The 26,161-nt window shown below is 60.8% G+C and carries 23 protein-coding genes; 5 read left to right on the top strand and 18 right to left on the bottom strand.

All coding sequences use genetic code 11. The annotated features are described in order from the left end of the window. Together F6A13_RS09360 and F6A13_RS09355 are read right to left on the bottom strand one after the other, a co-directional pair. Entirely contained in the window at positions 1-2,751 is a 2,751-nt protein-coding gene (locus F6A13_RS09360) for a molybdopterin-dependent oxidoreductase (protein ID WP_126604241.1), read from the bottom strand. A 192-nt stretch (positions 2,752-2,943) separates the two neighbouring features. After that, the gene (locus F6A13_RS09355) at positions 2,944-3,975 is read right to left on the bottom strand and encodes an agmatine/peptidylarginine deiminase (RefSeq protein ID WP_126604240.1); all 1,032 of its coding nucleotides are present in this window, start codon (positions 3,973-3,975) and stop codon (positions 2,944-2,946) included. 84 nt (positions 3,976-4,059) lie between these two features. Here F6A13_RS09355 and F6A13_RS09350 point away from each other — a divergent pair, with 84 nt between their 5' ends. The 3 genes from F6A13_RS09350 to F6A13_RS09340 all read left to right on the top strand — a co-directional run bounded on the left by F6A13_RS09350 (position 4,060) and on the right by F6A13_RS09340 (position 5,825). Further along, positions 4,060-4,773 carry a pseudouridine synthase gene (locus F6A13_RS09350; RefSeq protein WP_126604239.1) on the top strand — a complete coding sequence of 238 codons (714 nt, stop codon included), beginning with the start codon at positions 4,060-4,062 and terminating at the stop codon, positions 4,771-4,773. Continuing rightward, the gene (locus F6A13_RS09345; RefSeq protein WP_126604238.1) at positions 4,770-5,213 is read left to right on the top strand and encodes an NUDIX hydrolase; all 444 of its coding nucleotides are present in this window, start codon (positions 4,770-4,772) and stop codon (positions 5,211-5,213) included. Before F6A13_RS09350 ends, F6A13_RS09345 begins: the two co-directional genes overlap by 4 nt. 87 nt (positions 5,214-5,300) lie before the next feature. After that, on the top strand, positions 5,301-5,825 hold the full coding sequence (locus tag F6A13_RS09340; protein WP_126605658.1) for an RNA pyrophosphohydrolase: 525 nt from the start codon (positions 5,301-5,303) through the stop codon (positions 5,823-5,825). Positions 5,826-5,849: 24 nt separating this feature from the next. On the opposite strand, the gene F6A13_RS09335 is transcribed toward F6A13_RS09340, so the two are convergent. The 3 genes from F6A13_RS09335 to F6A13_RS09325 all read right to left on the bottom strand — a co-directional run bounded on the left by F6A13_RS09335 (position 5,850) and on the right by F6A13_RS09325 (position 9,379). Then, positions 5,850-7,208 (bottom strand): serine hydrolase domain-containing protein, encoded by a 1,359-nt coding sequence (locus tag F6A13_RS09335; protein ID WP_225981784.1) that lies wholly within the window; start codon positions 7,206-7,208, stop codon positions 5,850-5,852. Next, a complete protein-coding gene (locus F6A13_RS09330) occupies positions 7,163-8,395 on the bottom strand; it encodes a putative glycoside hydrolase (RefSeq protein ID WP_225981783.1) in 1,233 nt (410 codons plus the stop codon). The genes F6A13_RS09335 and F6A13_RS09330 overlap by 46 nt, the downstream gene beginning before the upstream one ends. Positions 8,396-8,542: 147 nt before the next feature. Continuing rightward, positions 8,543-9,379 carry a polysaccharide deacetylase family protein gene (locus F6A13_RS09325; protein WP_126604236.1) on the bottom strand — a complete coding sequence of 279 codons (837 nt, stop codon included), beginning with the start codon at positions 9,377-9,379 and terminating at the stop codon, positions 8,543-8,545. 602 nt (positions 9,380-9,981) lie between these two features. On the opposite strand from F6A13_RS09325, the gene F6A13_RS09315 reads away from it, so the two are divergent. Then, complete coding sequence (locus F6A13_RS09315; protein ID WP_126604235.1) at positions 9,982-10,323, top strand: zinc ribbon domain-containing protein YjdM; 342 nt, start codon at positions 9,982-9,984, stop codon at positions 10,321-10,323. Next, positions 10,320-11,231 carry a LysR family transcriptional regulator gene (locus F6A13_RS09310; RefSeq protein WP_172959314.1) on the top strand — a complete coding sequence of 304 codons (912 nt, stop codon included), beginning with the start codon at positions 10,320-10,322 and terminating at the stop codon, positions 11,229-11,231. The genes F6A13_RS09315 and F6A13_RS09310 overlap by 4 nt, the downstream gene beginning before the upstream one ends. 6 nt (positions 11,232-11,237) lie before the next feature. On the opposite strand, the gene F6A13_RS09305 is transcribed toward F6A13_RS09310, so the two are convergent. The 13 genes from F6A13_RS09305 to F6A13_RS09245 form a co-directional block, all read right to left on the bottom strand. Next, entirely contained in the window at positions 11,238-13,517 is a 2,280-nt protein-coding gene (locus F6A13_RS09305; protein ID WP_126604234.1) for a nitric oxide reductase activation protein NorD, read from the bottom strand. A gap of 18 nt (positions 13,518-13,535) precedes the next feature. After that, entirely contained in the window at positions 13,536-14,354 is an 819-nt protein-coding gene (locus F6A13_RS09300; RefSeq protein ID WP_126604233.1) for a CbbQ/NirQ/NorQ/GpvN family protein, read from the bottom strand. Positions 14,355-14,493: 139 nt separating this feature from the next. Beyond that, positions 14,494-15,873: a ribulose-bisphosphate carboxylase gene (locus tag F6A13_RS09295; RefSeq protein WP_113525405.1), complete on the bottom strand. Its 1,380-nt coding sequence runs from the start codon at positions 15,871-15,873 to the stop codon at positions 14,494-14,496. A 255-nt stretch (positions 15,874-16,128) separates the two neighbouring features. Then, positions 16,129-16,626: an NADH-quinone oxidoreductase subunit B family protein gene (locus F6A13_RS09290; RefSeq protein ID WP_113525406.1), complete on the bottom strand. Its 498-nt coding sequence runs from the start codon at positions 16,624-16,626 to the stop codon at positions 16,129-16,131. Positions 16,627-16,662: 36 nt separating this feature from the next. Next, the gene (locus F6A13_RS09285) at positions 16,663-18,210 is read right to left on the bottom strand and encodes an NADH-quinone oxidoreductase subunit C (RefSeq protein ID WP_126604232.1); all 1,548 of its coding nucleotides are present in this window, start codon (positions 18,208-18,210) and stop codon (positions 16,663-16,665) included. Between the two features lie 10 nt (positions 18,211-18,220). Next, positions 18,221-19,678 (bottom strand): hydrogenase 4 subunit F, encoded by a 1,458-nt coding sequence (locus F6A13_RS09280; RefSeq protein ID WP_225981782.1) that lies wholly within the window; start codon positions 19,676-19,678, stop codon positions 18,221-18,223. Then, entirely contained in the window at positions 19,675-20,352 is a 678-nt protein-coding gene (locus tag F6A13_RS09275; protein WP_126604231.1) for a formate hydrogenlyase, read from the bottom strand. The genes F6A13_RS09280 and F6A13_RS09275 overlap by 4 nt, the downstream gene beginning before the upstream one ends. 1 nt (position 20,353) lies before the next feature. Continuing rightward, positions 20,354-21,295 carry a respiratory chain complex I subunit 1 family protein gene (locus tag F6A13_RS09270; RefSeq protein ID WP_113525410.1) on the bottom strand — a complete coding sequence of 314 codons (942 nt, stop codon included), beginning with the start codon at positions 21,293-21,295 and terminating at the stop codon, positions 20,354-20,356. Next, a complete protein-coding gene (gene hyfB / locus F6A13_RS09265) occupies positions 21,292-23,274 on the bottom strand; it encodes a hydrogenase 4 subunit B (RefSeq protein WP_113525411.1) in 1,983 nt (660 codons plus the stop codon). Before hyfB ends, F6A13_RS09270 begins: the two co-directional genes overlap by 4 nt. Continuing rightward, positions 23,274-23,816, bottom strand: coding sequence for a helix-turn-helix domain-containing protein (locus F6A13_RS09260; protein WP_113525866.1), 543 nt, complete (start codon positions 23,814-23,816; stop codon positions 23,274-23,276). The genes hyfB and F6A13_RS09260 overlap by 1 nt, the downstream gene beginning before the upstream one ends. Positions 23,817-23,872: 56 nt before the next feature. Beyond that, a complete protein-coding gene (gene ychF, locus F6A13_RS09255) occupies positions 23,873-24,964 on the bottom strand; it encodes a redox-regulated ATPase YchF (RefSeq protein ID WP_113525412.1) in 1,092 nt (363 codons plus the stop codon). Positions 24,965-24,973: 9 nt separating this feature from the next. Then, positions 24,974-25,543 (bottom strand): aminoacyl-tRNA hydrolase, encoded by a 570-nt coding sequence (gene pth / locus F6A13_RS09250; RefSeq protein WP_113525413.1) that lies wholly within the window; start codon positions 25,541-25,543, stop codon positions 24,974-24,976. A gap of 6 nt (positions 25,544-25,549) precedes the next feature. After that, positions 25,550-26,158 (bottom strand): 50S ribosomal protein L25/general stress protein Ctc, encoded by a 609-nt coding sequence (locus F6A13_RS09245; protein ID WP_113525414.1) that lies wholly within the window; start codon positions 26,156-26,158, stop codon positions 25,550-25,552. Between the last annotated feature and the right edge of the window lie 3 nt (positions 26,159-26,161).

The raw sequence follows: 26,161 nt of genomic DNA, 5'->3' as shown, positions 1-26,161 counted from the left end.
TCAGGCGCGTTCGAGGCGCACGGTGAATTCCTGGGAGCGGAAACCGCCGCTCACCGGTTCGATGAAGTCGGGCGTGATTTTGTTCAGGGCCGTGCCCATGCGGTAACCATGGGTGAGGGCCGGATTCTGGTCGCCATAGCCACTGTAGAGAAAGACGGTATCTTCTCGGACGAGGCGGGTGACATGAACCGATGCCTCGGCCTTCTGCTGCGTGAGTTGGTTGGTCACCCATACCTTGTCGCCTTCCTTGAGCCCGAGTTTGCCGGCACGCTGGCTGTGCACCCATAGACCCGTATAAATGTCGCCACGGAACTTGCTGATACTCACCAGAGGTTGGAAATCGTTGTTCGGCGAACAATGGGAAACCACGGGCACCATGCCGAAGGTAAAATAGAACTCGTCATCGGCCATGGGTGCCTTGCTGCCCGGTCGACAATCGGCGGGAATGTGGGTGGCCAGTACCGAAAAATAAGGGTTATCCCAGAGGCCAAACTGCTCCCGCAATTGCCCATAGAGGTTGCTGTAGAACTCGGCTCGCCCGCTGGGGGTGGGCAGGGCCATCTTGCGCGGCATGCCGTAGTTGGCGATGAGTTCCTCGGCCTTGGCGACGGGATAGACCCCCTTCTCGCGCAACACCGCATCGAGCTTTTGCGGCGTGATGCCGAGTCCTTTGGCCTTCATTTCAAAATCCACCTGGCGGCTGGCCATGTTGAAGGGATTTTTGATGCCCTTGGCGCGATTCTCGGCAGTCAGGGCCTTGAGGCGGGCGGCGGGCACGCCAGCGAGCTGCTCCAGTGCCCGATAATAGGGTTCGCTGCTGCCGCTGATGATCTCCGTCAGCTTCAGCAAGGCATCGGGCAGAATGACGTTGTCGTAGAGGGGCGGAACGGCCTGATAACGGGTGATGAGCATGTTGTCGGGATTGGTGCCGTTGCCGTAGATGGCCGGTTCATCGCGCTCCAGGTAGGTGAGTTCGGGCAGGACCACGTCGGCATAGGCCAGGGTATCCGAGGGCATTACGTCCATGACGACGACCAAGTCCATGTTGGGATGGTTCAGGACCTCTTCCCAGAAGCTCTCGGGCGCATCGCGCAGGGGGTTGGTGCCGTTGAAGAGGATGGCTTTGCAGAGATAGGGCGCGCCTTTCCAGGTCAGTTTGCCTTTTACGGCGGAATCCAACCCTACCTCTGTGGTGAAGGGAAACGCCGCCCAGTCGGGAGAATCCTTGGGAGTCTGATCGCGATGCACCGCCGCCCAGGCCGGATAGCCGTGGGGATAGGTGTTGGGATCGGCTGCCGCCTTGGCGCTCCAGTAAACGAAGGGCATGCCCGCCAAGCTGGCCATGGGCGGCGCCTTGGGATCATTCTTCACCTCCCACATGTGCCGCACCTGCTCGCGGTAGTCCCCGCCGAAGATCCAGCCGCCGGGCACGTCGAACCCGCCCTTGAGGCCCTGGATCATGGCCTGGACCCTGCGCAGCATCTGGATGTTGCCGTAGCGGGCCCCGGACCATCCGGGGATGAGGATGGGCGACTTGGCCTGATGAAAATCGCGAACGATCTTGCGGATGTCGGCGGCGTTGATGCCGGTATTGGCAGCAGCCCATTCGGGTGTATAGGATTGAATCTCCTGATGCTGAGCATCAAAGACCGTCAGCATGGCCTCGCCATTGTGAGTAAAGCCTTGGGGTGCGCGAAGCAAGGGGGTCACGCTGTTGCCGTTGCTGCCTTGCAGATTGTGGTTGCTGAAGGCGGGGAGAAAGACCACCTGACCGCTCTTGGCGTCGATGACGGCGGGTTCTTTTTGCGCCGAAAGATAGAGTTCCCAGACGTTGTGGGCATTTTTGCGCACCAGGAAGGGCATGTTGCTGTGGCTGATGAGAAACTCCTCATCGTACCAGCCGTTATTCATCATCTCCCGTAGCATGGCGAGGGTGAAATCCAGGTCGGTGCCGGGCTTGATGGCATACCACTCGTCGGCCTTGGCCGCCGTTTCCGAGGCGCGCGGGTCGAGAACTACCACCTTGGCCCCTTTCTCTATGCCGGCGGCGAAACGCACGGCTCGGCAGGTCGAGACGCCGCCGATGCTGCCGTTGCCGATGATAGAGAGGATGTAGTCGCTGTTTTCGTAATCCTCAATGTTCTCGCCGTGAACGACATAGTTGCCGGTCATGGAGTTGGTGCCGAAATGGCCGTTGAAAACGCAATTTTGCGTGGGCGAGGTGATGAGATTGGGGATCTGATTGGCGGCAGTGAAGCAGAAGGTGTTGGGAATATAGAAGGAGCAGGTGCTCCAGCCGCCATAGATGGTCCATTCCCACGGCTTGATCCCCTTGCTCTTCTGCGCGATGTAGTCCCAGGCTTCTTCCCAGGTGGCGGCGCGGAATTTCATCTCGCTGCGCTTGCTGCCCGCCACGCGGATGAGGGGCGTCTTGATGCGGTTGGCGCTGTAGACCTGACGTAAGCCCGATTGGCCGCGGGCGCAGATCTTGTCGCCGTTGAGGGTGGAGTTGGGGTTGCCGCCCAGCTTCATGATGCGCTGCTTGCCTTTTTTCTCCGCGACGGTAATACGCAGCGAGCAAAAGGAAGAGCAGTAGTTGCAAATGGAGTGGGCAAAGTGGTCGGCAGCGTCGGGATGCGTGGGGCCAGCCAGTTTGATCCAGTCGGGATGGTAGAGCGTCGCGCCCACGGCACTGACGCTGGTGCTTTTAAGAAAGGTACGGCGGGTCATTTTTGGAAACTGCCAAGCCATTTGAAGGCCTCCTGTGCACAATAAGCGCTATGTTTTTAATAATATAATGAGTTTAGAATGTCATTATATGGTGATATGCTACGCGCCTTGGTGCCGGGTGGGAATTGATAAAAATCAATTTATTTATTGTAATGTTCTATAACGGTATATAATCATATAATGTAGTTCTGGGGTGCCCTCAATGTTCCATTCTCAGCGCGGTAGCTGCATGGTTACGCAGTGCAGGCTGCCATGCTGGCGAGCCAGTTCGATGCAGGGAATGGCGATTACTTCCCGATCGGGGAAGGCGTGTTGCAGGCGATTCTGTGCCACCGTGTCGGCGGGATCATCGTAAGTCGGCAGGAGCAGGGCAGAGTTGAGAATGAGAAAGTTGGCATAGCTGAGGGGCAGACGGGCGCCATCACCGTCCCTTTGCGCCTGTGCCCAAGGCAGAGGAATCAGGTGATACGGTGCGCCATCCCGGTTGCGGAAGGCTCTGAGTTCCGCCGCCATTTGCTGGAGCGGGGCGAAATGACTGTCGTCAGGGTCATCGCAACTCTGATAGGCGATGGTATGGGGGTTGCAGAAACGGGCAAGGGTGTCGATGTGGGCATCCGTGTCATCTCCTTCCAGATGGCCGCTATGCAGCCAGAGGACGCGTTCCACACCGAGTTGGGCGCACAGGGCGTCTGCGATCTGCGCCGCGGACCATTGCGGATTGCGGTTGGGCGAAAGCAGGCACGCACTCGTGGTCAGCAAGGTGCCCTGGCCGTCGCTTTCAATGCTGCCACCTTCCAGCACCATGCCGGAAATTTCCAGCGCTGCTGCACCAAAGGCACCCTGAGCATGCAGGTGACGGGTGATCTGATTATCTAAATCAGCGCGAAATTTCAGGCCCCAGGCGTTAAAGGCAAAATCCATCAGTTTATGCTGTCCAGCAGCATTTTTCAGGGTAATGGGACCGTGGTCGCGCGCCCAGGAGTCATTGCTGGGGACGATGTGCAGGTGGCAGCGGAATAGGTTGGCACCGGCCTGATGCAGATATTGCCTGCAGACCTCGATGCTGGTCGGATCATGGCAGGCAATGAGCACGTCCTCGCGGAGGCTGATTTCACGGGCAATGCGGGCAAAGACGGGCAGCACGCTTTCCAGGCGCGGCCCCCAGTCGGTATCCGGGTGCGGCCAGGTGAGTTGTACCGATTGCTGCGGAGCCCACTCCGCGGGAAGGGTGTATTCAGCTGCCATGGTCCGCTCCGTTGTCCGTCACCCCGACATCATAGGAGTTTAATGACTTTTCGTCAGCCTGTCCGACAGGCTAAACTGCGTCCTATGCAAAAAACTGCCGAGCGTATGGATCATTTACTGTCCCGCCTAGGGTATTGCAGCCGCTCCGAAGTGCGCGACCTGTTGCGCGAGGGGCGCGTGCGCGTGGCTGGGGAACTGCTGCGCAAGGCCTCTGCCAGAGTGAACGCGGCGGAGGTTTGGGTGGATGAGGAGCCCATTGATCATCCCCATGCTTTCTATCTGCTCTATCATAAACCTCTGGGGAAGGTCTGTGCTCACGATGATCCCCGCGCCATCTATCAGGATTTTCCCCTGCGCTGGCGCTATCGGCGGCCAGCGCTGAGCAGTGTCGGTCGGCTTGACCGGGAGACCAGCGGGGTCCTGCTGCTCACCGATGACGGTGACTGGCTGCACCACTGGACGAGCCCCCGCCGTGCCATTCCCCGGGTGTATCGCGTGACTCTGCAGGAACCATTGCGAGGGGATGCGGCGGACATTCTGGCCGCGGGAACCTTGATGCTGGACGGTGAAGACACACCTTGTCGCCCCGCCACGTTGCACTGCCTGACAGAGCGCGAGGTCCTGCTGACACTGACGGAGGGGCGTTACCATGAAGTCCGCCGGATGTTCGCGGCTCTGGATAATCTCGTGCTGACACTGCATCGGGAGGCCTACGGCCCTTTTTTGCTGGGCGATCTCCCGGCCGGTCAGTGGCGTGAACTCACAGTGGCGGAGCGTATGAGGGAGGAAATTCCATGATCTGGACACCCCATGTGACGGTAGCCACCGTCGCAGAGGAGAACGGCCGTTTCCTGTTGGTGGAAGAAGTGGTAGATGGGCGGCGCTGTTTCAATCAGCCTGCCGGCCACTGGGATCCTGGTGAAACGCTGCTGGAGGCGGTCGTTCGCGAAACCCTGGAGGAAACCGGCCACTTTTTTCGGCCGGAATATCTGACTGGTATTTATCACTGGGAATATCCTGCGAAAAACCTGACTTATCTGCGCTTCGCCTTCGGCGGACAGCTCGGCACCAGGGACAGTAGCCGCGCTCTGGATGCGGGCATCATCGGTCCGGTGTGGCTGACCCCGGAGGAGATTGTGGCGCGTGAGGGAGAGATGCGTAGCGCCATGGTCCAGCGCTGCATGGCGGACTATCGGGCGGGCCAACGCTACCCGCTGGAACTGCTTCACATGGTCTGAAGGCGCCCCGGAGGTGGAATTGGACTGACGCTGGCCCTGCAGCGTGTTATATTGCCAATATAAAAGGCATCGGCAGAGACGATGAACATGATAGACGCAGACGGCTATCGCCCCAATGTGGGCATGATCATTTGTAACGAACAGAATCAGGTATTGTGGGCCAAACGCCTGGGTGAAAATGCTTGGCAGTTTCCCCAGGGCGGCATCGATTATGCAGAAACGCCGGAGCAGGCGATGTTCCGTGAACTGGAAGAAGAAGTAGGGACCGCCAAGGTCTGCATCATCGGAAGGACGCGGGGCTGGTTGCGCTATGAAGTGCCCTGCGCCCGCCATCGCGTCTCGCGGCGTCGCTATCGCGGGCAGAAGCAGATCTGGTTTTTACTTCGTTTTGAGGGCGAAGAGGCAGAAATCAATCTGCGCACCCGGCAGCCGGAGTTCGAGGACTGGCGCTGGGTGGATTACTGGATGCCGGTGAATGAAATCATTTCCTTCAAACGCCGCGTCTACTGGCAGGCGTTGCAGGAACTGGCGCCGCTGATCAACATGAATCCGCCGCCCATGACCGATCCTTGCCGTTCCGAGAACCGATATCCGGTTGGTGGAAGCCGCTGACCGCCCTACGCAGTAACGGACGATCTATCCACTCACCGGACGATTTCCCGAAGACTTCTGCACATAGTGGCGTTTCCGGCCTCCCATGCCGGTTTGCACATGGCTCGGCCCCACATCTGGCCGGTTCACCGTCGCGTAATAACGCCCGAGGCGTGGGCGGCTCGCTGCCACCTCGGCGTCGGTCAAGGGACCGAGATGGGAAGAAACCAGTTGGACCACCGCTTCCCTGAGTGGGCCGGCGTTGCCCTTGCCGAAGGGATAGACGCGGTTGGTCAGGATGATCACACAGGTCCTGGACACCGGGTCGATCCACAGGAGTGTCCCGGTAAAGCCGGTGTGATCATAGGCGCCCACGGGCAGGAGGTCGTCACGGTTGGGGGCGAAGGGCGCGGCCAGGTCCCAGCCCAGCCCGCGCAGCTGCACCTTTCCGGGCGGGGATTGGGGGATGGTCATCCGCCCCACGGAACGGCGCTCCAATATCCGAACGCTATGAAGGGCGCCACCGTTCAGAAGCATCTGCGCAAAAATCGCGAGATCGCCGGCGGTGGAAAACAGCCCGGCATGGCCAGAAACCCCTCCCATGCGGTAGGCCGTGGGATCATGCACCTTGCCCCAGCGCAGCTTGCCACCCAGATATTCCGTGGGCGCAATGCGATATCGTTTCCATGCGGGTGGGCGGAAGGTCGTCTCCCGCATGTGGAGCGGCCTAAAGATATGCTCGGCGCAGTAGACGTCGAGCGGCTCGCCGGAAACCCTGCGGACGATCTCGCCGAGGGCCTCGAAATTGATATCGCTGTAAAGGTAACGGCTACCGGGCGCAGCCACCGGCTTTTCCGCGATGATTGCCCCAAGCGCCCCCCGGTAACCGCGCCATGGGATTCTCGGGTTGAGATCTGGGGCCAGCCCCGAGTAATGGGTGAGCAGTTCCCGTACCGTAATGACTTCCTTGCCATTCTCCCCGAAGGCCGGCCAGTATCTGGCCGCAGGGGCGTCGAGATCCAGTTTCCCTTCTTGCACGAGTTGCATCACGGCGGTGGTGGTTGCGACGACCTTGGTAAGAGACGCCAGATCGAACAGTGTCCCGACGCTCATGGGGATCCTTTCGGGTTCCAGCGCGGCATATCCGAAGGCCTGGCGGTAGACGATCCGGCCCTCGTTGCCCACGAGTATGACGGCTCCGGGAATTCTGCCGCTCTGGATCTCCTTCTGAACGATCTGCGCGATTCCCGACAAGTCCGCCCGATGAAGCCTTTCCGGGTCAGCATCCGCCTGGGCGGATAATATGCCCGTACACAGCAAGGCGAAGAACACCAGAGCCCATAGGGCGCCTTTCCAGGTCAGCGCGCGAGATGCGCCATTTTTACCGGCGTATTGCGTGAACATATTCCCGTTCCGATCCCTCCAGGATTGTTCAGGTGGCCTTCGCGAATGGTTGTCACCATCCCCGACTTCGGCCGGAGTCCTGCCGTAGTATAGACATTACGGGGGTTCCACAGCATCCATCCGTCTGATCCGAAAGTCTGCGCCGCATCGATCTGCGCCGCAATCTCCTCGCCCTCGAAGGGTTTCCCGCCAAAGGCGTAGTCACGAAATGCCTGCAGCCAGGGGCGGAAGCGCACTGCAGGCAAACCCGTTCTTTCTTCGGCTTTGCGCAGCGAGAGGTACACTATTTGGTGCGGATGGAGAACGGGGTTGGGGTAGCCGGGAATACCGTACTGAAAGCCCGATGGATAGAGCATGGGAGAGATATAATCGACCTGCTGCGCCATCTCATCCAGGTTTTGGCCGATCCCGGTGTCATTGCGGTTCCAGATCACGTAACCAAAGATATCCGCAGAAAGAAAGACATTATATGGGATCAAGCGCCTGCGGGCCTCCGCGAGAAAGCCGGAAATTGCCGAGACCCGGCTTTCCCGGGTAGTCGGCCGGGAAAACACCAGGCCCTTGGCGTCGGGAAAGCGGACGTAGTCGAACTGGATCTCGTCGAAGCCGTCCCTGGCGGCCTCGATGGCGATGTCGATGTTGTAGTCCCATACCTGCCTGCTGAAAGGATCGGTCCAGGCGAGGCCCTCCCGATCCCTCCAGATGGCACCGCCCGCGGTCCTCACGGCCAGATCCGGTCGCGCCAATGCGAGGACGTTGTCCTTGAAAACCACGATCCTGGCAATGGTGTAGATGCCTTCTTTGTGCAAATCGTCCATTAGTTGCTTGATATGTTTAATGGTGATCATTTTTTGGGCGCCGATCTCTGTCGCCAGAGGAACGTCGGTCTTGTACGCAATCCTTCCCCGGTCGCTTTTCACATCGATCACTACGGCGTTGAGGTCCGTTTTGCCGATGATATCAAGCGCGGATTCCCGCAGGCGCGTGTTGGCCGCTCCGTAGGAAGACAAATAAAGGGCCTTTGGTTTGAAAGGCGCGAGGGATAGGGTCTCATCCTCCTTGAGATCTCCGACGGGGACCTCGCGTCGCCTGTAGCCGTAGGCCCTGAGGCCAAGCACCGCCCCTTCTCCGCCAATCTGGAAACGTCCACCCTGGCTGGTGCGCACGACCGTATCTCCCAAGGTCACAAATGCCCCTGGGATCGGTTTGCATGTCAAGGCGTCCACGACCATCCCGCTGTAGGCGGCAGCGCTCCCCGAGACGAGCAACAAGACTGCAACTAACGAAGCGCATATGTTTTTTATGTTTTTATAACCCTTCACAGCTCACCTCGTTTATCTGGAGTCCGTGGTCAACAGTCTTCCCAATGTCTTGCCCGTATCCTGGTCCGTGATCAGATAGCGCGGGAGGGCCATCACATTATCCGATGGCCCGGCAGGCGCCCTTACCATGGTGCAGGCGGCGATATATCCCGCCGCCACGGCGCTCTTGATGAGCTCTTCATCGTAGATCCCGAAGGGCCAGGCAAGCATGTCCACTTTGATCCCCAGTTCCTGATCGAGCTTCGCCCTGGACTTTTCCAATTGCATGGCCACGAACTTCTCGTATGCCTGAGGGGCAAGACGTTTCTTTTCTGTCTTGAAGTTCGGATGCCAGTAGGTGTGGGACTGGATGTCCACGAGCCCGGAGTCGCGCATGATCCGCAACTCATCCCAGGTCAGGGCGTAAGACGCCCGGGATATGGCGGAAGGATAGATGAAGAGCGTCACCGGAATATGGTAATGCTGCACCAAGGGAAACATGTCCGTGTACACCGACTGGTGCCCGTCATCCGCGGTGATCACCACGGAATGGGGAGGGGGAGGGGGACCAACGCCACGAATATATGCTACGACTTCCTTGAGCGGGACAATCCGGTAGCCATGGCTCCTCAGGTATTCCATCTGTGCCGCGAAGACCATTGTGCGAACGGTCATGGTATCTCTCACCACGGGACCAAAACGATGGTAGAGCAGGATGGGCACGACGCGCTCCGCCCCTGATCCCCAAGCCGGTATGGCGAAAAATATGGCGAGTAAAGACACCATTTGCCAAACAACGCGCATGCCCGGCTTTCCCATCCGCTGTGCCCTGCCGGTCTGGAGAAACAACCCCGAACTTCCAAGTTTCATGCACCCGCCTTCAAAAATCGCCGTGGGGCCGCTGCTGGGTAGATGCTAGCAGTTCCCCAGCCGGACGGGAACGGGGGTTGTAAGAATTGTTGTGTAAATGGTCATTTGGCAGGAAACTACCGTCCTGTGAGAAAGGAGTTGTAAATAGCTATTAGTAATGAACTGCTGGAGTCTTTGGGTTATATCTCTCCGGCAGAAGCTGAGGCACAATATTATCAGCAACTCGAACGTCAGGCCGGTCAAGCGGTATGACTTAACCTGAACAGCCTCCACAATACTCGGGGCCGTTCACTCCAAACTTGTCGATGTGCTGCTCATTGACGGATTCAACCAGGATGGCCAGGCCAGACAGTTATGCAGCGCGGAGTTCTACGGGCATGCTACGCCAGACCCCGGAAGGGTGGCGTATTGGTGGCCAATATGTTAAATAGTGATAGAAGATGTGTACCTGTATCACCAGAATCTGCGAGAGATCTGACGACCAGGTCATTGCTGTCGAGGCGGATTTGTTTGGGAACGGGATGGTCGTTGCGTATATGGGGCACCCATATTTGGTCCGCAAGATGCTGTTTTTACCAATAACCACTAAGGAAGGCTTATCTATGGGCAGTATTCCGAGTTGTCAAAAATGCGGTTCAAATTACGTCTATGAAGATGGCAATCTTTATATATGTCCAGAGTGCGCACAAGAATGGCCAAAAGAAAACCATCTGGAAAAAATCGACTCTCTTCGTGCTTCTGATGCAAATGGCCATGCCATCAATGATGGCGATACCGTGGTCGTGGTGAAAGATCTCAAGATCAAAGGTTCGTCATCAATAATAAAAGTTGGAACAAAAATAAAAAATGTCCGTATTGTTGATGGTGATCATAACATTGATTGTAAGGTGGATGGTGTTGGTGCGATACAGTTAAAGTCCGAGTTTCTACGTAAAACACCATGAGCATGCATCTCACCTTTCGCCAGTTACAGGTGTTTACCGCCGTGGCGAAGTATCAGAGCTTTACCCGCGCCGCGCAGGCGCTCTATCTCAGCCAGCCCGCCGTATCCATGCAGGTCCGGCAGATGGAAGAGCAGGTTGGACTGCCGCTCTTTGAACAACTGGGGCGCCAGATATATCTCACTGAAGCGGGGCGGGAAATGGCGCGCTACAGTGCCGCCATCACCCAGCAGCTGGATGAGGCGGTGCAAGTGATCAATGACCTCAAGGGACTGGCCGGGGGACATATTCATATCAGCGTGGCGACCACTGGGGCATATATCGCACCTTATCTACTGGCGGCGTTCAGTAAATTGCACCCGCAGGTGACGGTCAGTATGGATGTCACCAATCGGGAGACCTTGCTGCATCAGTTGGCGGAAAACGAAGTGGACGTTGCCATCATGGGGCGGCCACCAGCGGGGCTGTCGCTGGAGGCTACGGCCTTTCTGGAAAACCCGCTGGTGATCATCGCCGCGCCTGATCATCCCTTGGCTCAGGTCAGGGCGATTACTCTGGAGGCGGTGGCGGCTTATCCTTTCATTATGCGGGAGTCGGGTTCGGGGACGCGGATCGCGGTGGAACAATTTTTCGAAAAGGCCAGTGTTGCGCTGCATGCGAGCATCGAAGTCAGCAGCCACGAAGCGATCAAACATGCGGTGCGCGCCGGTATGGGGCTGGGCATCGCTTCTCTGCATACGGTGCGGGAAGAGTTGCTGGCGGGACATCTGGCGGTGCTGGATGTGCAAGGCATGCCTATCGAACGCCATTGGTATCTGGTACATCGTCAGGGTAAGCGCCTCTCGGCAGCCGCTCAGGCCTTCCGGGATTTTCTGCTGAACCAGGATGCGGCGCGGTTGCTGCCCGCATAAGGGCCCCTACCGGGTCAGGGCGATAAACAGTTCCGGCAGCTTTTCCGGCAGTCTGGCAATGTGGTCGATGACGGTGTACTGACGGCCGAAGATGTCGGCGACATAGGCGTCGGCATGGGCGTCGAGGCTGATACAGTAGGTGAAGATGCCGTCGCGATCCAGCTCATTGACTGCTTGGCGGGCGTCTTCGATCAGGAGACGTTCGTCCTGCACATCGACGTCAGAGGGCCGGCCGTCGGTGAGTACCAGCATCAGTTTCTTGTCGGCCTTGCGTGCCGCCAGATAGTGTCCCGCGTGGCGCATGGCGGCACCCATCCGGGTCGAATAACCGGCCTGGAGCGCCGCCAGGCGGCCCTTGACGGTGTCTCCCCAAGGTTCGGAGAAACCCTTGATGTGCTGATAGCGCACTTCATGGCGGGTGTTGGAGTTGAAACCGGCAATAGCCAACGGATCGCCGAGTTGTTCGATGGACCAGGCGAGCAGCGATACCGCTTCCTGCGATAGTTGCAACACCGTCTGGCCGTCACCGCCGCCGGTTTTGACAGGTTCGTTCAGTGATTCGGACAAGTCCAGCAACAGGGTCACGGCGATATCGCGCCCGGCCGTGCGATGGCTCATGTTGATGCGCGGGTCAGGGGTGCTGCCGCTCTTGAAATCGATCCAGGAACGCAGGGCGACGTCCAGATCCAGTTCGCTGCCTTCTTCCTGGTAGCGGATGCGCACCTTGTCCTGCGGTTTGAGCAGATCGAGCAGGCGTTTGAGGTGCTTGGCCAGCGCCGCATGCTTGAGAAGCAGTTGATCGATGGCCGCTGCCGCCGTCGAGGCGTGCAGCCCTTCATAGAGGCTGACCCAGTCTGGCCGGTAGCTCTGGCTCTGATAGTCCCATTCGGGATAGTGGCGCGGCGGCAGTCCTTGGGTTTCCAGGTCGGGCGCCTTGCGTTGCGCCGCGTCAAAGGCCTCTTCCTCATCGCCGGATTCGATGAAGCGCCATAAGCCGCGGTTGTCGTCGCGGTAGCTGATCTCGGTATCGGCGAAATGCACTTTGGCGAACTGGTCGCTCTGGCGGCGTGTGGTGGTGACGTAATCCAGCGCCAGCCGGGCCATGGTCGCCGTATCGGCATTGCCGCCCGCGAGTTCCCGGTGAAAGCGGCCGACAAAGTCATGGAGCACGGGATTGCGGTAACCATGTTCCGGATCGAGCAGCGCCCGCGACAGCATCGCCAGACGATGGCGCAAGCAGGAGGTCGTCTCCGGATCGCAGGCATCCTCACCGGGTTTGGGGTGCAGCGCGAGAAATAGCGTGCGCAGGCCGGGATAGGTCCGGATGACCAGGATGTCGATGCGGGCGTCCTCGAAAAACTCCACGGCCAGGCGCTGGAACGGGCTCCAGTTATCGGCTATTTGCGGTGTCGACCAGCGCCGGTGGCCGACCATATGCGCCAGGATCGCGCGGTAGTGGTCCAGCGCGCTGACACCCGGCAGATCAACGAGCACATCCGGCAGCCGCATGCCAAGCGCGTCGTAGTAGGGCTGCGGCGTGCGCAGCGTGGTAAAGGCGGTGGAGTAGGGGACCAATACTTCGCTGTCCTCCCAGAGCCCGCGCAGGTACAGGTCGAGTTTGCGTTCGACGTCCGCCAGCAGGGTGCCGTGTCGTTCGCGCTGCAGCACCGCCCGGCTGTCCGGCGACTGTAGCGAGAAGAAGTCTTTCTGACGTTCGGGGTGGTGGAGATAATTGCGCACGCCATAGTCGACCCAATGGCGCAGGCCATCCACGGTCAGGCTCTGCAACAGGGTGGGTGCCTGGCGCAGGAGCTCCGGCAGACCGGGGCTGGGGTGGGTCTGGTGATGACCGTGGATGGAGCCGGTGGTACGCTCCATCATGTCGCGTAGCGTGTCCAGGTAATGCCCCAATTGCTCGCGGCCCTGCAGGGCGCGGCTGACCGGCGCCAGGGTTTGCAGAAATCCGCCGATGGCGTTGCCGTTGGGGGTGCGTTGCATGTGCTGCACCATCTGCATGACCATTTCCAGTGTACCGTCGCCCAGCGCGGCGCCGATGTCCGGCCATTCTTCGAGGAAAATCAGGACCGGTTCTTCACCCCGCCCGAGTTTGCAGAGGACGCGCGCTGCGTCAACATAGGCGCTCACTCCCGCCGGGCCGAGGCAGGCACTGGCCTTGGCGATACAGTCGGGAAACACCTCGCCGACCCGGGGGAAGCGACAGTCGAGTTGTTTCCGGTATGCTGCCAGGCGGGATGGCAGAGAGGCGTCGCACGGATGATCCGTCATGGAGGCCACTGCCGCGCTTCAGGCGAAAGTCATGTCGATGGCGTGCTCCAGCGTCGCGCGAATGTCGGCATCATCGGTGATCGGCTGCACCAAAGCCATGCGGCAGGCCGCGCGCGGTGCCACCCCATCGTCCATCAGCATGGCGGCATAGACCAGCAGCCGGGTGGAGATGCCCTCGTCCAGACCATGGCCCTTGAGACGCCGGGCGGTAGCGGCCACGGCGACCAACTGGGTGGCTGTGGCCGGCGCCACACCGGTTTCCCGCACCAGAATCCCGGCTTCCAGTTCGGCGTTGGGATAGTCAAATTCAAAGCCGGTAAAGCGCTGCTTGGTGGATTGCTTGAGATCCTTCATCAGCGACTGATAGCCGGGGTTGTAGGAAATCACCAGTTGAAAGTCGGGATGCGCACGGATCAGTTCGCCCTTCTTGTCCAGCGGCAGGGTGCGGCGATGGTCGGTGAGCGGGTGGATCACCACGGTGGTGTCCTGGCGGGCCTCGACGATTTCGTCCAGATAACAGATCGCGCCGTAGCGTGCCGCCACCGTCAGCGGGCCGTCCTGCCAGCGGGTACCGTTCTTGTCGAGCAGCCAGCGGCCGACCAGATCAGCGGCGGTCATGTCCTCGTTACAGGCTACGGTGACCAGCGGCTTGGAGAGCTTCCAGGCCATGTATTCGACGAAGCGGGACTTGCCGCAACCGGTCGGTCCCTTGACCATCACCGGCAGCCGCTTGCGGTAGGCAGATTCAAACAGGGCCACTTCGTCGTGCTGAGGCTGGTAAAACGGTTCCTTGCCTACCAGGTACTGGTTCAGGATGGAGGAATCTGTTGCAGTCATGCGGCGCTCCGTGTGTGGTTTGCCGCCAGAGGCGGCGAAACAGGGAATGAGTCGGTTCGAAACGGGCTGTTGGAGGCCGTTTTCAACAAAAGCGCCCCCGTTCGGGGGCGCATTTATCTGGTTGATCGGAGACGGAGGATTACTTATGCACGCCCAGCTTTTCACGCCAGCCGGGGAACAGCTTGTCGGCATCGCCCGGGAAGGACTCGAAGGCGCGGGCGAATTCCTTGTGCTCCTTGGCCCACTCGATCGGGTCGGCCTTGGCCTTCCAGCAGTCGTAGGCCTGGCGCAGGGAGATGGCACCGGCCGCCGGGGAGTCGATGTGGCCGTAGGAGCCGCCGCCGGCGGTGTTGATCACGTTGCCGTGGCCCAGGTTCTCGAAGAAGCCGGGCAGGCGCAGTGCGTTCATGCCGCCGGAGATGATCGGGGTGGTGGGCTTGATGCCGTACCACTTCTGGAAGTAGACCGGGCCCTGGCACTCGTCGCGCTCGATCATGTAGGCGATGACCTTGTCGTCGCCTTCGCCTTCCATCTTGCCGTAGCCCATGGTGCCGACGTGGATGCCGGAAGCGCCCTGCAGCCGGCTCATCTTGGCCAGCACGAAGGCGGTGTAGCCGCGCTCGGCGCTGGGCGAGGTGATCATACCGTGGCCGGCGCGGTGATAGTGCAGGAACTGGTTGGGGTACTGGCGGCGGGCGGTGGTGATCATGCCGGGACCACCGACGAAACCGTCGACCAGGAAGGCCAGCTTGTCGGCATCGGGACCGAAGGTTTCCAGCGCAAAATCGGCGCGGGCGCACATCTCGAAGTGGTCGTCAGCGGTGATGTTCATGGAGAACAGCTTGGCCTGGCCGGTTTCATCCTGGGCGCGCTTGAGGGAGTCGTAGACCAGCGGCAGGGTCTTCTTGATCGGGGCGAACACCTGGTTGCCCTGGGGTTCGTCGTTCTTGATGAAGTCGCCGCCCAGCCAGAACTGGTAGGCCGCTGCCGCAAAAGGCTCGGGACGCAGGCCGAGCTTGGGCTTGATGATGGTGCCGGAGATATAGCCGCCGTCCTTGACCGGGCGGCCGAGGATGCGCCACAGGTCGGAGATGCCCTTGGCCGGGCCGTCGAACATCTCGATCACGCGCTCGGGCACGTAGAAGTCGATCATCTTGGCGTGGGCGATGTCGCCCATGCCCTGGTTGTTGCCGATGGTGAGCGTCAGGAAGGACACCAGCATGAAGCGGCCGTCGGTAACGTTGCGGTCGAACAGTTCCAGCGGATAGGCGATCCGCATGTCTTCGGTCGCTTCGTCGATGTGATAGACCAGCGCGTCGACACCCTTGGTGAAGTCGTCGGTGGTGGAGACCTCGACGTTGGTGCCGGTGGAGGACTCGGCGGCGAAGTGGGCGGCACTCTCGAGATAACCGTGGCCAGCCTTGGGCTTCATTTTGTAGGCCACCAGAACGTGTTTGCCGCCAGAGATAAGGTCTTCCTCTTTTAGCGAAAGATCGGCATAGCGATTAGATTGATCCATGGTTGTTCCTCTTGTGCATATTGCATATTGATCATGAAAAGTCCGATGTTGCGGTTGACTTCCTGCCGGATCCGGCCGATGGACTGTGCGAGCAGCGCGTTCCACGCAACAAAACAAATAACCCCGGGCATTATAGCATTGTCAAACCGACCCATATACCAGAAGAATCTTATTGGATCGGTAAGTATCAGCTTATGGATCGTTTGCCCCGCTTTTGCCGGACTGCGTCAGACCCTCGGTGCCGGAGTCCGTCCGTCAACCGTTTATTCGTTCCCCGGACACCTGCAAAAGTCCCCGCAGCAGCGCGTCCGGATCCGGCGGACAGCCTGGTATCTGCAGATCCACCGGCAAGACCTCCGCGGCGCTGCCCATGACCGCATAACTGCCCCGGAATGCGCCGCCACCACAGGCGCAGTCGCCAATGGCGATGACCCGCCGCGGTTCGGGCATGGCATTGTGGCAGTCCTGCAAAGCCGCGACCATGTGGCGGGTCACTGGTCCAGTCACTGTCAGCACATCCGCATGACGCGGTGAGGCGCCAAAGTGGAAGCCTGCCTGCTCCAGGCCATAATGTGGGCCGCCCAGGGCATTCAGCTCCAGCTCGCAACCATTACAGGAGCCCGCATCCACATGGCGGATGCCGAGGCTGTGGCGAAAAACAAGGGGGCTGGCGGAGGATGGGTCCCGTTCCGTCCGCGGTGGTGTCTCTCCCACCCTTCCCAGCCGCAGCAGCTCACGCAATATCCGGTACATCACCATCTCCTTCCGGGAACTGTCCCGGCGCCGTGCTCACAGATCATGACCGCTGTAACTCAGGTTGAAAGATTTGTTGATGAGCGGAAAATCCGCGACGATATCGCGGAGGACCGCTTCTTCCAGCGCCGGCCAGAGGGTCCACGACGGGTCCTGGGGATGACAGCGGCGAATACGTCCCTGCTCCATGCGCAGCCAGAAAAATACCTCACCCCGCCAGCCCTCCACCCAACCAACGCCCTCTCCCGCAGCATCCCGGAGATCCGGGGGTTGGCACACGTTCCCGCCGGGCAGATTGCGGAGGATTTCCTCCTGCAGGCGCAGCGACTCGAAAATCTCGAGAAAGCGCACCGCCATGCGCGCCGCGACGTCGCCCTCCGTGGCGGTGGCCATGCGTACCTGGATCTGATCGTAAGGGGGTTGGGGAAATTGTATGCGCTGGTCCCAGGGTTGACCGCTGGCGCGGCCGGCGACCCCCATGAGTCCCAGATGCGCCGCCCGTTCCGGGGAAATTATGCCCAGCCGCACCACACGGTCGCGCAGACCGCCATGTTCGGCAAGGATTTCCTGCAGGCGCCCGACGGCGGTTCCAAGCGCTTGCCCCGCACTGCGGAGGGCCGCGACGGCCACCGCCGTAAGGTCAAAGCCCACCCCACCGGGCAAGACCCGGTCCATAAGGTAGCGATGCCCGATATAGCGCTGATTCTCCCGCAGCAGATCCTCCTTGAGCGCCTGGAACTGGGTCAGGGCGAAGGCCAATCCGGCGTCGTTGCCGATGGCGCCGATGTCACCGAGGTGATTGGCCAGGCGCTCCCGTTCCAGGCAGAGGACGCGCAGCCATTGGGCGCGTTCCGGGACCTGCATCGCGGCGATCTGCTCCACCGCCTGGGCATAACTCCACGCATACGCCACTGTGCTGTCACCGCTGATCCGTCCGGCCAGACGTGCGCCCGCATCCACATCCAGGCCCTGGAGCAGGCGCTCCACCCCTTTGTGTGTATAGCCGAAGCGCTCCTCCAGGTGCAGAATCTCTTCGCCCAGGACCTGGAAGCGGAAGTGCCCCGGCTCGATGATGCCGGCATGTATGGGACCCACCGGAATCTCGTGGGCATCCGGGCTGGCGGCAGACACGAAGGCATAGTCTCCGTCTCCAGCGGTAGTAAGGTTGTCAGCGCAAAAATCCGTGCGTAGGGGAAACTGATCCGCAGGCCATGCGGCATGCCGCAGCCAGGGACGAGTGTCGCCATTCCCCGCGCGAATGCCCAGCAGGTCGTATAGGGCGCGTTCCATGCGCAGCGCGCCCGGAAAAACGGCGGCCAGGCTCGGGCAGGACGCCGCGGCCGGGTCTACGATCATCTCCGTATGCACGATGCCCGTCTCCGACAAAAAGGCCGCATGGACGAGATAACCAGGTTCTTCAGTACGGCGGTCCTCGCCCCAGAGGGCCAGCAGGCGACCCCCTTGCGCATGGATGTTTTCGGCGGCAAGGAGCCAGTACTCTTTGCAGAGGCGACCGGACCACACCGGCAAGGTCGTGCCCCACTGTCGGAAATCGGTCAGTACGCGCAGCGCGGGGTTGGGCATGATGGCGTCCCTATCCGTGGAGAAGCTGAGCGGCGTGCTGCATCCACTGGTCCAGCGTCAAGGGGATGAACACCCCGAGCATGGCGACGAGGGCCAATTGGATGAAGACCGGAATGATGCCGACGGCGGACTGGCGCACAACGCCTTCCTGATGTACCCCGAAGACCATGCTCTGCAGACGCGGGAAAATCCCGGCGAAAGCCACACCCAACCCCAGCAGAAGCAAGGGCGTGAGCCAGGGCTGGGCCTGCAGGGTACTGGTGATGATCAGGAATTCGCTCAAGAAAAGCCCGCTGGGGGGCATTCCCAGGATGAACAGCACCGCCAGCATAAACGCCCAGCCCAGCAAGGGGTTGAATTCCAGCATACCGCGGATGCGCTGGATTTCGCGGCTGCCGATGTCCTGTACCGCTTGCCCGACCGAGAAAAACACCGAGGACTTGGTCAGGCTGTGGCTGACCATGTGCAGCAAGCCCGCAAAGCTCGCTAGTGGTCCGCCGATCCCGAAGGCGAAGGTGGCCAGCCCCATATGCTCGATGGAGGAATAGGCGAAAAGCCGCTTCACATCCCGTTGCCGCAGCATGGAAAAGCCTGCCACCAGCAGGGAGAGCAAACCGAAACCCATCAGCAGGTGGCTGGCGAAGTCCCGACCCAGAGCGCCATCCACCAGTACCTTGGCGCGCAGGATGGCGTAGAGGGCGACATTGAGCAACAGGCCGGAGAGCACCGCCGAAACCGAACTGGGGCCGCTGGCGTGAGCATCCGGCAGCCAGTTGTTGAGCGGAGTCAGGCCGATTTTGGTGCCGTAGCCCACCAGCATGAAGATGAAGGCGATGGCCATGACCTGCGGCTCCAACTGATGGCGCACGGCCGCCAGATGCGTCCACAACAATGCGTCCGCACCGTGCCCCATGATTTTCTGGGCGGCGAAATATAGCAGGATCGTACCGAATAGCGCCATCGCCAGACCGACGCCGCAGAGAATGAAATACTTCCACGCCGCCTCCAGGCCCTCCGCGGTGCGGAAGAGGCTCACCAGCAGTACCGTGGATAGGGTAGCGCCTTCCATGGCTACCCAGAGGATGCCCATATTGTTGGTCAGCAGGGCCAGCAGCATGGTGGCGAGAAAGGTCTGAAACATGGCGTGATAAAGGCGGACACGCCGGCGAGAGAGCGACCAGTGCGCCGTTTCGTGCAGCATATAGTTGCGGGAGAACCACGCCGTACTGAGTCCCACCACGCCATCCACCAGTACCAGCACGATACTGAGATCATCCACCAAGAATTGCCCGCCGCCCGCGGTAAATGCACCGTCTTGCAGCACCTGTATGGCCAGGGCCAGGATGGCCAGCAGCGTCAGCGTATTGAAGCCGATGAACATCGCCGCCCCCCGGCGCCCGTCGCCCCAGAGGGCAAGCAGGGGGATGCCCATCGCCGCACAAGCCAGAACCAATAGAATCAGCATCATTCCTCCCGGATATGTTCCAGATTCTGGAGATCCATGCTGTCGAAGGTCTCCCGTATCTGAAAAAAGAATACGCCGAGAATGACGAAGCCGATCAGGGCATCCAGGGCCACCCCCAGTTCCACGATCATCGGCATGCCCAGGGTGGCGCTGGTGGCGGCGAAGAAGAGGCCGTTATCGATGGCCAGAAATCCCACCACCTGAGAAATGGCCTTGCGCCGCGTGATCATCATCAGGAAAGCGAGCAGCACGGCGGCGAGGGCAATGCCGACCATACCGCGGGTCACGGTGTCGGTCAGGGCGGTGATGGGGGCGGCCAGGGAGAACGCAAAGATGACCAGCGCGATGCCGGCGAGCAGGGTCAGGGGGATGTTGAGCACTGCCTCCACATCGCCATGTACCTGCAGGCGTCGTAACAGACGATGCAGTACCGTTGGGATCAGAATGGCCTTCAGCCCCAGGGTCAGGGCTGCGGAAAACCACAATTCCGTCTGCCCGGTCAGCAGTGCCACCAGCGCCGTGCCGGCCGCGAGGACTACTCCCTGCCAAGCGAGGAGATGGATCAGGGTGAGGAGGCGCCGTTGCGCCAGCATGGCGAAAGCGAGCAGCAGGAGGAGGGCGGCGAGGAGCTTCAGCAGGGGGATGCCCCACGCGAGTCCCTGTGCGGTGATGATCATGTCATGCCCCCAGCATGAAAAAAGTCAAAAGGCCGATAACCCCGAGCAGAAAGGCGGTGGCCATGAACTCCGGGGCGCGGAAAAGTCGGAGCTTGGCGAGCAAGGTTTCGATCAATGCCAGGATCACGGCGGCGCCCGCGAATTTCAGCAGCAGGACCGGCAGGGTCACGGGCAGTATCGCGACTTCTGCGATGGGCACGATACCCCAGGGCAGGAACAGCGCAATACCGATGGCCACATAGAGCGTCAGCTTGATCTGCGCCGCCCACTCCATGAGTGCGAGATGCCGCCCCGAGTACTCCAGGAGCATGGCTTCGTGAATCATGGTCAGTTCCAGGTGGGTAGCGGGATTGTCCACGGGAATCCGCGCATTTTCCGCCAACAGCACGATGAAAAAGGCGGCGGCCGCGAAAACCATGCTGGGGTGCAGGGCGAAGCGCAGTTGCTCCAGATGGGCCACGATCACGCTCAGCGAAGTGGACCGGGAGAGCAGGGACGCCGTAAAGAGTGTGGCCAGCAGGGCGGGCTCCGCGAGTCCGGCGATCAGCATTTCCCGATGGGCGCCCAGGGTGGCGAAGGGCGTCCCCGTGTCCATGGCTGCCAGCACCTGAAAAACCCGTGCCAGGGCGAACAGACCCACCAAGGCGATGACGTCGGCGGCGGGTGCCAGAGGCAGGCCGGTGGCAAGGATGGGGATGATCGCCGCCGCCAGACAGAACGCCCCGAAAATTGCATAAGGGGCAAAGCGGAAGAGCCAGGACGTGCCGTCGGCCTGTAGAGATTCTTTATGGAACAGACGATACAGATCACGGTAGTTCTGCCAGCAGCCTGCCGGTCGCCGGTTTTGCAGGATCGCCCGCAAGGCCCGCAGCAACCCCGCAAAGAGTGGCGCCAGAAATGCCACCAGCAGTACCTGTGCCAGTTCCAGCAGTATGCCCGTCATCGCCAGATCGCCAGCAGGACCAGCAGGGTCAGGAAGCTGTAGAGCAGATACAGGGTGATGCGGCCCTGCTGCAGGCGCAGCACCTGAGCCGAGAGCCAGAAGGCAACAAGGTTCAGGGGTTGATAGAAGCCACGGTACAAAGGTTCTCCGATCCGCATTCGCCAGCGGCCGGCGCCGTCCGCCTCTCGTCCCGCCTGATACAGCGGGGCGAAGATGCGCAGCAGGGGTTGCGCAAATCCCAGTGGGCTATCCTGCATGGCCGACGTCCGGACGGGAAAGCCGCAGGACCAGACCGGCACCCGCCGCAGGGGCCGGCCAAAGAAGCTCCAGATCAGGAGAAAACCCAGTCCCAGGGCGGTGGCTATGCCGAGGAAGAAAATGATCGGACTGTAACTGGCGCGTTGCGCGGAGACCGGAGTCAGCCACAGCCCGTGCTGGACGGCGAAGCCTTGGCCGAGCATCTCCTGCAGCACGGGATGCAGCATATTCAACAAAATACCCGGAAAAAGTCCGAGGACAATACAGGCGACACTCAGCAGGGCCATGGCCGAGCGTTCCCAGCGTCCGCTCTCATGGGCATGCCGTGCGCCGCGCGCCTGACCGAGAAAGGCGATACCGTAAAACTTGACCATGGCATAGGCCGCCAGCGCTACCGCCAGCACGACGCCGGAGGCCGCCAGGGGCAATACCGCGCTGAGGGTGCTTTGGGGCAAGGCAGGCGACAGCAGGAATGCCTGCAGGAGCAGCCATTCAGAGACGAAGCCGTTGAGGGGGGGTAGCCCGGCGATGGCGAGGGTGCCGAGGAGCATGAAAAAGGCGGTTTGAGGCATCTGCCGGATCAGGCCGCCCAGTCGATCCATGGCCACGCTGCCCGCTCCGTGCAGGACGCTGCCGCTGCCGAGAAAAAGCAGACCCTTGAAGAAGGCGTGGTTCAGGGCGTGATACAGGGCGGCGGCCAGAGCCAGTGCCGCCAGGGCACCGAGTCCATGCGCGCGGAAGATCAGGGCGAGGCCGAAGGCCACCATGATCAGCCCCATGTTTTCTATGGAGGAATAGGCCAGCAGGCGTTTCATGTCGGTCTGGACGGCAGCGAAAAGCACACCGAAGAGGGCCGTCGCCAGGCCCACGCCCAGTACAAAGGGACCCCACCACGAGGCCAGCTTGCCGAGAAAGAGAAAGTCCACGCGCAACATGCCATAGAAGGCCATCTGCAGCATGGCCCCGCTCATCAACGCGGAGACCGGTGCGGGGGCGGCAGGATGGGCATCCGGCAGCCAGATGTGGAGGGGAAGCAAGCCCGCCTTGGCACCGAATCCGAAAAAGGTCAGGAGAAAGGCGGCCGATGCCCAGAATGGATCGAGGGGGGCGTGCAGCATGGCGCTGAACGGCCCGCCCTGGGCTATGGCCGCTCCGGCGAGGAGGACGAAGCCCAGCAAAATGGCCAGCGCCCCAAGGTGGGCGATGAGCAGATAGACGAAACCGGCATGGCGGCTGCCCGCCTCCTCATGCTCCGTCACCACCAGGAAATACGAGGCCAGCGCCATGACTTCCCAGGCGACCAGGAAAGTGAAGGCATTGGCCGCCAGCAGAACCAGCCCCATCCCCAGCAGAAAGGTGTGGTATTGGAGCACGAGCCGACGCAGTGCCGGTCCCGAAAGGGTGCGGAAATAGCCCGTGGCAAAAAGGGATACCGCGAAGGCTAGCAATCCCAGCAGAATCAGGAAAAATCCCGAGAGGGGATCGATCTGGAAAGACCAAGGCAAGGCGGGCAGGGGCCCGCGCAGTTGCAGTTGGTCTGGAGGGGCCGTCAGCGCGCTGAACCCGGCAATGGCCAGCAGCAGGGCAACCACGCTGCTGAGGGGGAAGATCAGCCGGCAGGCGGCGGTTGGCCAGCCGCCCAGCAGAAAGCCCAGTAGCCCGAGACCCAGCCAGAGCAGTAATGCCCCAGTGGCGAGATCCAGAGGCAGGCAGGAGATCACTAGGCTACCACCACCAACAGGGTTGTTGCGGAGTGGCCGCGGTTGTGCCAGTTGTGGGGCAGACGCGGATCATAGTAAATGGCGTCGCCTTCCCCCAGTTCCGTGGCCACCCCGGATTGCTCAAAAGCGGCTGTCCCGCGGATGACGATGGTGAATTCTTCTCCTTCGGCGCTGGTGTAGGGGTGCTCACCACACTCTCCGCCCGGTTCCAGTACCATCAGCAGCGGTTGCATTTTCTTTTGCGGCAGGCCGTGGGCCAGCGGTTCTAGTGAAGCGTGGGAACCGGCACTGTAAAACTTGCGTCGGTCACCGCTGCGCATGATCCATGGCAAACCCGCCGTTTCACCGTCATCGAAAATTGCGGCGATGGGAATCTGCAGCGCCGCGCAGATTTTTTCCAGCGTGGCGATGGAGGGGGAGTTCTGCCCGGCCTCGATCTGCGAGAGGGCGCTGGGTGAAATTTCGGCACGCGCTGCCAGCCCGCGCACGGACCATCTCTTATCCTCGCGAAGTTGCCGAATTTTTTTGCAGACCTGTTCCATGGGCGGAGAGTGTACGTTAAAACGCGCGATATGCAATCTATTTTGGACGGTATTCCCTACACGTTGAACAAAAAGTTCAGCACATCTCCGTCCTGCACTACATATTCCTTTCCTTCCGCGCGCATCTTGCCTGCTTCCTTCGCCCCTTGTTCGCCTTTGTAGCGGATGAAATCGTCATAGGCGATGGTCTGGGCGCGGATGAAGCCGCGTTCGAAGTCGCTGTGGATCACACCCGCCGCCTGTGGCGCTGTGGCGCCCACCGGGATGGTCCAGGCGCGGACCTCCTTGACGCCGGCAGTGAAGTAGGTCTGCAGACCCAGTAAACGGTAGGCCGCACGGATGATGCGCTTGAGGCCGGGCTCCTCCAGTCCCAAGTCCTGCAAGAAAGCGCTTTGCTCCTCCGGTTCCAGTTCTGCCAGCTCTGATTCTATGGCGGCGCAGACGGGCACCACACTCGCGTGCCGTTCGCTCGCCCAGGCTTCCAGGGGCGCACGCCAGGGGCCACCCTGCAACTCGTTCTCGGCGACATTGGCAATAACCATGAGGGGTTTCATGGTCAGCAGACAGAGGCCGCGCAGATGCTCTTGCTCCTCCCCGTTCAGTTTCAGGCTGGCGGCCGGCTTTCCTTCATTCAGATGGGGCAGGAGACGGGCCATGGCGGCGACTTCGGCCACCGCGTCCTTGTTGCCGCCCTTGGCCTGTCGCGCCACCCGTGCCTGCGCCTTCTCCACGGTGCCGAGATCGGCCAGAATCAGCTCCGTCAGCACCACCTCCAGATCTGCCACGGGATCCACGTGACCGCTCACATGAACTACATTGGGGTCCTCAAAGCAGCGGGTGACCAAGGCAATGGCGTCTGTCTCGCGGATATGGGCGAGAAACTGGTTGCCCAGACCCTCGCCCTGCGCCGCACCGGCCACCAGCCCGGCGATGTCCACGAACTCCATAGTGGCGTGCTGTACCTTCTGTGGCTTGACGATCTCTGACAGGGCCTCAAGACGGGGATCCGGAACGGCAACCAGCCCGACATTGGGCTCGATCGTACAGAAGGGATAGTTTTCCGCCGCGATGCCCGCCCTGGTGATGGCGTTGAAAAGGGTGGATTTGCCGACGTTGGGTAAGCCGACGATGCCGCAGGCCAAAGCCATAAGAAACTCCTAATCGCTGTGCAGGGTTTTTTGCGCCGCATCCGTGCGGCCGCAGAGAAAGTCGGGAAGTACGCCGAGGCTGCGTTCAATCGCCTCGTCAATCAGGGCCTTATCCGCCGGCGGCGGAGCGCTCAGCACATAAGGGATGACTGCGTCCTTATGCCCCGGATGGCCGATGCCGATACGCAGTCGCCAGTAATCCCGTGTGCCCAGGGCACGTTCGAGGTCGCGGAGCCCATTGTGGCCGCCATGACCTCCACCGCGTTTCAGCCGCGCCGTGCCCGGCAACAGGTCCAGTTCGTCATGCATCACCAGAATCCGTTCCGCGGGTACTTTATAAAAGGCCGCCATGGCCTGCACCGGGCCGCCACTGCGGTTCATGAAATCCTGGGGCATACACAGCCCCAGTTCCAGTCCCGAAGCTCGCGCCGTAGCGGCCAGACAATGCCAGCGCTTCTCCATACGCAAAGACGCCCCGACCCGATCCGCAAGGGTTTGGAGCGTCCAAAAACCGGCATTGTGGCGGGTCCGGGCGTATTCCGCGCCGGGGTTACCCAGGCCCGCCAACAACCAGTCCATAAGGCCTCAGGCGGTGGTCTCCGGGGCCTCTTCCGCCTCGGCACCGGTACGCGGATTGTGGATGGCGACGACTTCCTTGTCGTCTTCATGCAGCAAAGGTACCAGTGTCACGCCGGCGGGCACACTGATCTGGGACAGATGCAGGCTGTCACCAATGTGCAGCCCGGCGATATCCACCTGGAGGGCTTCCGGCAGGCGATCCACCCGCGCTTCCACTTCTACTTCCACCAGGGCGCGATGCAATACTCCGCCTGCCTTGATGCCGGCGCAGGTGCTTTCGTTCAGGAAGTGGACGGGCACATGCAAGCGTACTTGTTCGCCAGCGTGAACGCGCAGGAAGTCCATGTGCAGGACCTCCTCCTTATAAGGGTGCATCTGAATATCGCGGATCAGGGCCGTCTCATTGCGACCGGGGAGTTGCAGCGTGATGATGTGGGTATAGGCGCGCTCGTCGGGCAACAGCTTGCGCAGCAGGCGGGCTTCAATGCTGATGCCCAGCGCGGCCTTGCCGTCCCCGTAGAGCACGGCGGGTACCATGCCGGTGCGGCGCAGGCGGCGGCTGGCACGACGGCCGATATCTTCGCGCGGCTGGGCCGCAATCGCAAAATCTGTCATTTT

It is taken from the genome of Acidithiobacillus sp. 'AMD consortium' (assembly GCF_008926505.1).
Lineage (GTDB): Bacteria > Pseudomonadota > Gammaproteobacteria > Acidithiobacillales > Acidithiobacillaceae > Acidithiobacillus > Acidithiobacillus ferridurans.
Note: the sequence above shows the minus strand (reverse complement) of the source record. Positions and strands in the feature narration are given on the sequence as shown.